General features: G+C 56.6%; 6 protein-coding genes, 1 tRNA gene and 1 other RNA gene. 3 read left to right on the plus strand and 5 right to left on the minus strand.

All coding sequences use genetic code 11. The features are described from left to right. The first annotated feature begins 3 nt into the window (after positions 1-3). The gene (locus A9Q02_RS18180; protein ID WP_097654500.1) at positions 4-1,377 is read left to right on the plus strand and encodes a metallophosphoesterase family protein; all 1,374 of its coding nucleotides are present in this window, start codon (positions 4-6) and stop codon (positions 1,375-1,377) included. Positions 1,378-1,386: 9 nt separating this feature from the next. On the opposite strand, the gene A9Q02_RS18185 is transcribed toward A9Q02_RS18180, so the two are convergent. Further along, the gene (locus A9Q02_RS18185) at positions 1,387-3,276 is read right to left on the minus strand and encodes an SUMF1/EgtB/PvdO family nonheme iron enzyme (RefSeq protein ID WP_097654501.1); all 1,890 of its coding nucleotides are present in this window, start codon (positions 3,274-3,276) and stop codon (positions 1,387-1,389) included. 149 nt (positions 3,277-3,425) lie between these two features. Between A9Q02_RS18185 and A9Q02_RS18190 the strand changes: the two genes are divergently transcribed. Then, positions 3,426-3,995: a bifunctional nuclease family protein gene (locus A9Q02_RS18190; protein WP_097654502.1), complete on the plus strand. Its 570-nt coding sequence runs from the start codon at positions 3,426-3,428 to the stop codon at positions 3,993-3,995. Between the two features lie 291 nt (positions 3,996-4,286). Beyond that, positions 4,287-4,387: signal recognition particle sRNA small type (gene ffs / locus A9Q02_RS18195), an RNA gene on the plus strand. A 51-nt stretch (positions 4,388-4,438) separates the two neighbouring features. Here the strand turns inward: ffs and cdd are convergent. The 4 genes from cdd to A9Q02_RS18215 form a co-directional block, all read right to left on the minus strand. Then, entirely contained in the window at positions 4,439-4,852 is a 414-nt protein-coding gene (gene cdd, locus A9Q02_RS18200; RefSeq protein WP_097654503.1) for a cytidine deaminase, read from the minus strand. After that, positions 4,839-6,245: a hemolysin family protein gene (locus A9Q02_RS18205; RefSeq protein WP_245860678.1), complete on the minus strand. Its 1,407-nt coding sequence runs from the start codon at positions 6,243-6,245 to the stop codon at positions 4,839-4,841. The genes cdd and A9Q02_RS18205 overlap by 14 nt, the downstream gene beginning before the upstream one ends. A gap of 111 nt (positions 6,246-6,356) precedes the next feature. Then, positions 6,357-7,295: a ribose-phosphate diphosphokinase gene (locus A9Q02_RS18210; RefSeq protein ID WP_097654504.1), complete on the minus strand. Its 939-nt coding sequence runs from the start codon at positions 7,293-7,295 to the stop codon at positions 6,357-6,359. Between the two features lie 174 nt (positions 7,296-7,469). Beyond that, positions 7,470-7,543 (minus strand) — tRNA-Gln (locus A9Q02_RS18215). Positions 7,544-7,668: the final 125 nt, after the last annotated feature.

Here is a 7,668-nt window from a genome sequence, read left to right on the forward strand (position 1 = left end):
CCTATGGAACACGTCGTCTATGTCATCAGTGACCTGCATCTGGGGCCAGGATGGTTGCCTGATGGCCGCACTGATCCGCTCGAAGATTTCACCTCAGATGAGGCGCTGATCCATTTTATTGACCATATTGGTACCCAGGGGCACCTGATCGAACTCGTCATCGCGGGCGATTTCCTCGAATTCTGTCAAACACTGCCCGAGATTGGCCTTGCTTCGCCTGAAGATAGTCTGGGCAGCACCGAGAGCGAGTCGCTGCGCCGGGCACGCGTGATCCTCGGCTACGAGCCACAGCTTGCCAGCGGTCATCCGCAGGTTTTCGCAGCGCTGCGCCGTTTTATGATGGAAGGCCACTCGATCACAATCATTGCCGGCAACCACGATATTGATCTGCTCTGGAAGAAGGTCTGGGCCCTTGTCTTTGATACGATCTATCCGCCGGGCGCGTGGGGCGATCTGCGGCTCGTCAACTATAGCCATACCGTCGGCGATGGTGCCCAGGGCCGCGTCTTTATCGAGCACGGACACGAATACGATCGCGCGAACCGTTTTGGCGATATGATGAGCCGCCCCTTTGGGGTGGATAACCTGGGGATGCAACGACTCAAGCGCTGCTGGGGAACCCTGTTTGTCGACAAGGTCTTCAATCAACTCGAGCGCGAACGCTGGTTTATCGACAATGTCAAACCAATTATGCGGGTCATCCAGCTCGGGCTACGCAACGACTTTATCTTTACCGCAACCGCCATTGCCCTTGTCGTCCGTTTCTTGATGGTCAGTGGGCTGCCACCGCTCATTCTTGGGGGCATCGAAGAGAGCGAGGCAACGCCACCAGACCTTGATGCGCTGGCTGATGCAATCGCCGATCCGTCGCTCCAGGCAGCGGTACGCGCTCACCTCGCCGATCCAACGGCCCGCGCCGAATTCGAGCGCGTGATCGACGAGGCCGATCCAACGCAACTGGCCATGGTCGCCTATAGCGAGCTAGCCTCGATGAGCCTCGAAGAAGTGACTACTGAACCAGACGATGAGATCGTCGTCCTGGGCGGCGGACGCAGCGAGGATGCCTATCGCCGGGCAGCCCGAGCCATTGTGATGGCTGATCCCACCGTCGCGACGGTGCTGATGGGCCATACCCATACCGCGATTGACGGCCACGCGCATCCAATCAGCCTACCCGACGGTCGCCAGTGCGCCTATTTCAACAGTGGCACATGGACACGCCACCTGATTGATGATGGCTCGCAGAGTTATAGTTGGCAAGAGATCGGCGACGAAAACAACTACACCACGCTCTTCAGTTATATCAAACTCGACCCAGATGGCAAGGGCGGCTATGTGCCGTCACTCCATAGCTGGTTCCACGAAGAGCAGGCATAAAACGCGACGTCAAGCAGGCCCGAGACAGAGGCGCAAGCCACGGGTGCCAAAACGATAGTTGAAGTCGGGCAAGAGTCGATAGCGGGTTCCAGAGTGCAGCAAAGCGCCATGATCGTGCCACGAACCGCCCCGCAGGGCGACCGTGGCACGTTCGGGCAGGAAGCCCTGCGTGTACGGCACATCAACAAGCGGCGTGCCACTCTGCGCAGGGTAGGTGCGCGCATCGCTGCACGTCCATTCCCAAACATTGCCAAGCAGATCAAGCGCCCCACAAGGCGCTACTCCGGCCGGGAAACAGCCCACTGGTGCAGCACGTCCGTCGCGCTCGAGGGCAAAGAGGGCGTGCGCGCTGGTGATTGGCGTTGCGCCCCAGGGGTAGTGACGTCGAACACCAGTCTGGTCATAGGCAGCAGCGCTTTCCCATTCAGCCTCGGTGGGCAGACGCAACCGATAACCCGGAGGCAGCTGTAGCCCAGGCTGCGCATTGAGCCAATTGCAAAACGCAGTTGCTTCGTACCAGTTGAGATTGGTGACCGGCTGATTTGCACCCGCATAGCGCATTTCAGCCCAACCAGCAGGTTCGTAACTACCATGCTCAAGCTTCCACCGCCAACCCTCGGGCGTCCACCACTGCTCGGCCTCATCACCATAGCCCTCGGCGACAAAAGGGGCATACTGCGCAACCGTGAGCGGATAACGCGCCAGCCAGAACGAGGCCAGGTCGACGTCGGCGGGTGCTTCACCCGCGCCCCATCCACCAATCTGATAGGTACCGGCAGGCATCGCACACCAGTAGCCCGCACCGTCTAGTTGAGCCAGCGTAGCACGCCACGCCTCGAGTTGCACAGGCAACCGTGGATCACCGGTGCGCCCAAGCCGCTCGGCCAGACGCAACCGGTCGGCGAACGGCAGAGCGGGCATTTCAATCCGCTGCGCCAGGTAACGCACAAGGTCAGGCTCGACAAAGGCCTGCTCGCCATACATGGTGAGCAGCGCGTCCGTTAGTTCCTGAGGGAGGGTTGAACGGAGCCCCAGCGCACCGTGGGGGTTATAGGTACGCACGAACAGCGTGGCGAGCAACTGGGGCGAGCCGGTGAGACGGCGCACCTGTTGCCCATCAGGCTGGTGCAACCACTGAGCGAGCATCTCACCCTGATCGGCCGCACCGGTCATTGCCAGATACCAACGTTTCAGCGACTGCCGCACCTGCGCATCATCAAAGGGCAGCAGGTGCCGCACCCGCCACCCCTCTTCGGGAGGCAACAGAGGGCCTTGCGTATAGGCGTGCGTACGACAACTCACCACGACTGATGCCTTGCGATAAACCTGGGGCAAGCGCTTGATGGCTTCAACGAGGCGCTGACGGGGTGAAGGCAGGCCGACATCGACAGGTTCAGCAACAGCCCTCACCGCATCGAGACCATCGAGACAGAGCAAGAGCTTGCGCTGAAGAAGCAATGCCTGCAGCGTTTCCGTCAGCAGGCCCGCGTCGGCAAAAGGACGCAAGATGAACGACAGCAGGTGATCGAAATCATCCACTGGATCATGAGGGAGGGCACGCGCAACCTCAGACAACGAGCAGAGCAACGGCAACGGCAACGTCGTGCGACCGGCACACAGACTGGTGGCGAGCGAAAGCATCAGATGCCGGAGACCCACAGACTTACCGGAACCAGGGCCACCAAGCAGCACAAGACAACGTGATGAACCAACGACACTTGCAAGGGTTGCGTCACCATCGGTGAGCAATGGCGTATAGACCTTGAGCAGAGGGAGGAACGCCTTGGCACCAGTCTGCGCATCGGACAAGCCCTCAAACCCAAGCGCGGCATGTTCGGCAATGAATGCCTGCAGATACCCGTCTAGAAAATGAGTGAAATTGACCTCGATGTCATTCATTGACGTGTCACCCCTTCTTGGGAGAGGCTTTCAAGGCAAAAGAGGCAACGGTTCATCCTTGACGTACCCTTTCAGAACGTGGTAACATCCACACAAGTATAACATTGTTGGGCAAACGCTCAGCAATCCTTTCGACGAAAGGCCTGGAGATGATACGCGTCGTGGTAGACAGTATCCGTGTCAGCTTGCTCACCCAGAACAGGGTCGTTGTGCTGCGCGAAACCGACAGCAAGCGCTACCTCCCCATATGGATCGGGCCCTTCGAGGCTGATGCCATTGCCATGGCCATCCAGGGCCACGAACCGCAACGCCCGATGACCCATGATCTGCTCAAAGCAACCATCGGCGATCTGGGCGGCAGTATTACCCATATTTTTGTCAATGACATCCAAGACAACACCTTCTTTGCCCGTATTGTCATTGAACAACAAGGGAATACGGTTGAGGTTGACGCTCGGCCGAGTGATGCCATAGCCCTGGCTGTACGGACAGAAGTACCCATTTTTGTTGAAGATCACGTGATTGATCAGGCCGGGGTCTTTTTTGATGAAGACGAGCAGGCTGAGATCAGCGAGCAAGCAACCGGAACCTCAGAAGGTGAATCTGAAGGTGAAGTTGAATCTGAACTAAATGATGATTCAATGTCGATTTTTCGCAATTTCATCAACACCCTCGATCTTGATGATCCACCAAAGGGCGGGCCAGAACAGGCATCCTAGCCTCCAAAGCGTACGATTGTGTGGATAACTGGCGCATATCTGTGGATAACTTTCGACAATTGTGGATAACTTTTCGCTTGACTCGTGGACGATGTGTGTACAGAATTCACTGTGGCACGGAGAGACAACAGTTTTCCCCACCTTGTGATCGACTATCCACAATCCATGCCCAGCTTGCTTTACAGCATCGGGCTGGTGAATCATCCACGTTATCCACGTTGTCCACATGCCTACTGTCATTGCTGTGATCCTGATACTTTTATCAACATGATCATGAATATGGTATAATACCTCTGGCACTGACAAACGGCAGATACGTGCTAAACCCCGCCAGGGCCGAAAGGCAGCAACGGTAGGTGCGTTCCTCTGGGTGTTTGGAGGTGCCAAATCTTTACATAACAAAACGCCGCCCCAAGGGGCGGCGTTTGTTGTTGTCACAGAGGCTATCGATGCGCTTCGTCGAGCTGGGTAGCCCCAAAACTATGCGGCAACAATTCGTGTGGTGTCGTAAGGCGCTGGTGGCCTTGCATGTTGAGCAATAGTACCCCACACTGCGGTGACAGTTCGATCATCACCTGACGACACGCCCCACACGGGCTGGCAACATCATCGGTATCGGTGACCACCGCCAGCGCCAGAATTTCACGCTCGCCTGCGGCATAGGCACTATAGAGGGCCACGCGCTCAGCGCATATCGTCAACGGATAGGCCGCGTTCTCGATGTTTCCGCCGCAAAAGATCTTGCCTGACGCAGTCAAGACTGCTGCCCCAACCTGAAAATGTGAGTAAGGCGCGTAGGCCAGGTTGCGGGCGTTCTGCGCGGCGGTAGCGAGCGCCTCGTAGTCAACCAGGGTCATGCTTCCCTCCTTCGTTCAAGATACTCATCGAGACGGCCAGCCCCGGTGGGCTGGCGTCTGGCATCCCCGGTGGACGAGGCGCGGCAACGTCGGGCGTGCCCGACGTCTGGGGCGTGTCGTCGCGTACCGGCGAGGAGCGAATCAGTTGCAGTTTCTGGGCACGAATCCCCTTGACTGCCAGCACCCTCACCGTCAATTCATCTAGCACGATCGCATCATCTACCCGTGGCACCCGTCCTAAGGTCTCGTACACAAGACCACCAATGCGTTCAGCCGCCGTCGACGTGATGCTGAGGTCAAGTAACTCGTTGATATCGTAGATGGGGACACGCGCATTGACAATATAACTTCCATCGGCCAACGGCTGAACTGAGGGGGCTTCGGTATCGTATTCGTCCTGAATCTCGCCGACAATCTGTTCGATCAGGTCTTCAATGGTCGCCAGACCGGCCGTGCCGCCATACTCATCGACAATGACGGCCAGATGCACCTTGCGGTGTTGCAAATCTTCGAGCAGCGCGTTGACCTTCATTGTCTCAGGGACAAAGTGGGCTGGACGGAGCACGCTTTCAATCGTCTGATCGAGTTTGCCCTGGCGGAGGATCGGGATAAGATCTTTGGCATAAAGGATACCCACGATCTGGTCAACCGTCTCGGTGTAGACGGGAATACGGGAATGACCACTGTTACTCACCAGATCGAGCGCTTCTTCGAGCGACGACTCAAGCTCAATCCCCACAATATCGACTCGGGGCACCATAATCTCGCGCAGCAGCGTATCGCCAAATTCAAAGACGCTCTCGATCATCTCGCGCTCATCATGCTCGATGAAGCCCTCTTCTTCCCCAACATTCACCAGCATCCGCAGTTCCTCTTCCGTGACCAGTGGAGTGGCTGGCGAGTCTTTCCCGCTGAGCCAGCGGTACAGTGGGCGCAGGGGCAGACTGACGAGGCCAATCAAAGGTGTCAGGAGCAGGACAAGCAGACTCATCGGTGTTGCAAGCAGGCGTGCGGTTGCCGCTGGATTGCGTGTTGCGAGTGCTTTGGGAACCACTTCGCTCATTGTCAGCATCACGACCAGCAAGCCGAGCAAGCCGGCGACCGTGGCCCACAGGCCAGATGGTCCGACCACACCAAGCGTCAGACTGGTTGCCAGAATAGTTAGACTGATATTGAGCAGCAGAATCGTCGTTTTGAAGCGATAGGGATCATCAAGCAAGCGGGTAATGGTGCGATGCGTCCGTGGGCTACTCTGATCGAGGAGCGTATGCAAGCGGTGCCGACTGATCGAGGTAAAGGCAGCATCAACCGCCGAGGTAAAGGCTAGCAGCACAAGGCAGAGGCCGATACCAACGAACAACAAACTAGGGCCAGGGTCATCCAACAAGGTCATTCCTTCTGCTCATAACCAATTGCTGCCGGTGCGGTGCGTACGACTTCAAGCCGTGTACAACAATGAAGCACAGGCAAAGCGCCCCTCCGAGGGGCGCTCAACTGGTCAAAGTTATGAAAAAAGGGCGCTCAGCGAGAGATCTTTATGAATACGCATAATTGCTTCGGCGAAGAGCGGGGCGACACTAATCGTGCGCACGCGGGCCGACGAAGCCTCGCTACTTTGCGGGATCGTATTGGTAATCAAGGTCTCGATCAAATCCGAGCGTCCAATAATCGAGAGGGCATCAGCTGAAAAGATGCCGTGGGTTGCGCAGGCATAGACTTTGTTTGCTCCGCGCTCGATCAATGCCTCGGCGGCTTCAACGAGTGTGCCCCCAGTTGAGATCATATCATCAATAATGATCGCTGTTTTGCCTTCGACCTCACCAACCATTTCGAGCACCTCGGAGGTGTCAGGCTCGGGGCGTTGTTTGGCAATAATCGCCAGGTTCGCCCCCATGCGCTCACGAAAGCGATTTGCTCGCCCCACGCCACCTGCATCCGGTGAAACAACAACCGGATTTGACAAATTCATGCTGTGAATATAATCGGCCAGCAGCGGTCCCGCTTGCAAGTGGTCAACTGGGATATCAAAAAAACCTTCGATGGCCGGCGTATGTAGATCCATCGTCAAGACTCGATCAGCCCCAGCGGTACGGATCAGGTTTGCGACCAGTTTGGCCGAAATAGGCTCGCGTCCGGCTGTCTTTTTCTCTTGCTTGGCATAGCCATAGTAGGGAATGACAGCAGTTACCCGGTTGGCTGAAGCCCGACGCAAGGCATCGATCATCAGCAATAACTCCATCAAGTGATGATCGACCGGATTGCAGGTTGGTTGAATCACAAAGACATCGCAGCCCCGGACATTATCATGAATCTTGATCCTGGTCTCACCGTTTTTAAATTGACCAACCAGCGCACGTCCAACCGACATACGCAGACACGTTGCAATCTCTTTTGCTAACTCGGGGTTGGCTGATCCGCTAAAGATGAGTAGCCGACCGTCCATCACTTCGTTCCTTATCTGTATGACTGATCCACAACCAGAAGCAAGAAATAAAGAAACACAGCAAAGCCATGCTTCACTGCGTTGGTGATCAACCGGTACTGGCGGTCATCGGAAATGTCGTAGGGCATGTGCTCCACGCTCCACCTTTGATTCTGCCAGTCAGACAACATCCAGTGGCTGCCGGGCCAGGATTCGAACCTGGACAGACGGATTCAAAGTCCGCCGTGCTACCATTACACAACCCGGCACCACGCTTCCATTATAACACACTCTGCCAAGAACCTTATCGCATTCCCCAGGGCTGATGCAAAGTCAGGCCCGGAACAAGAGGCGGTCGATGGCGGCTGCCAACGACCGCTGCAACGCGGCCAGG

The sequence above is a fragment of the Candidatus Chloroploca asiatica genome (assembly GCF_002532075.1).
GTDB lineage: Bacteria > Chloroflexota > Chloroflexia > Chloroflexales > Chloroflexaceae > Chloroploca > Chloroploca asiatica.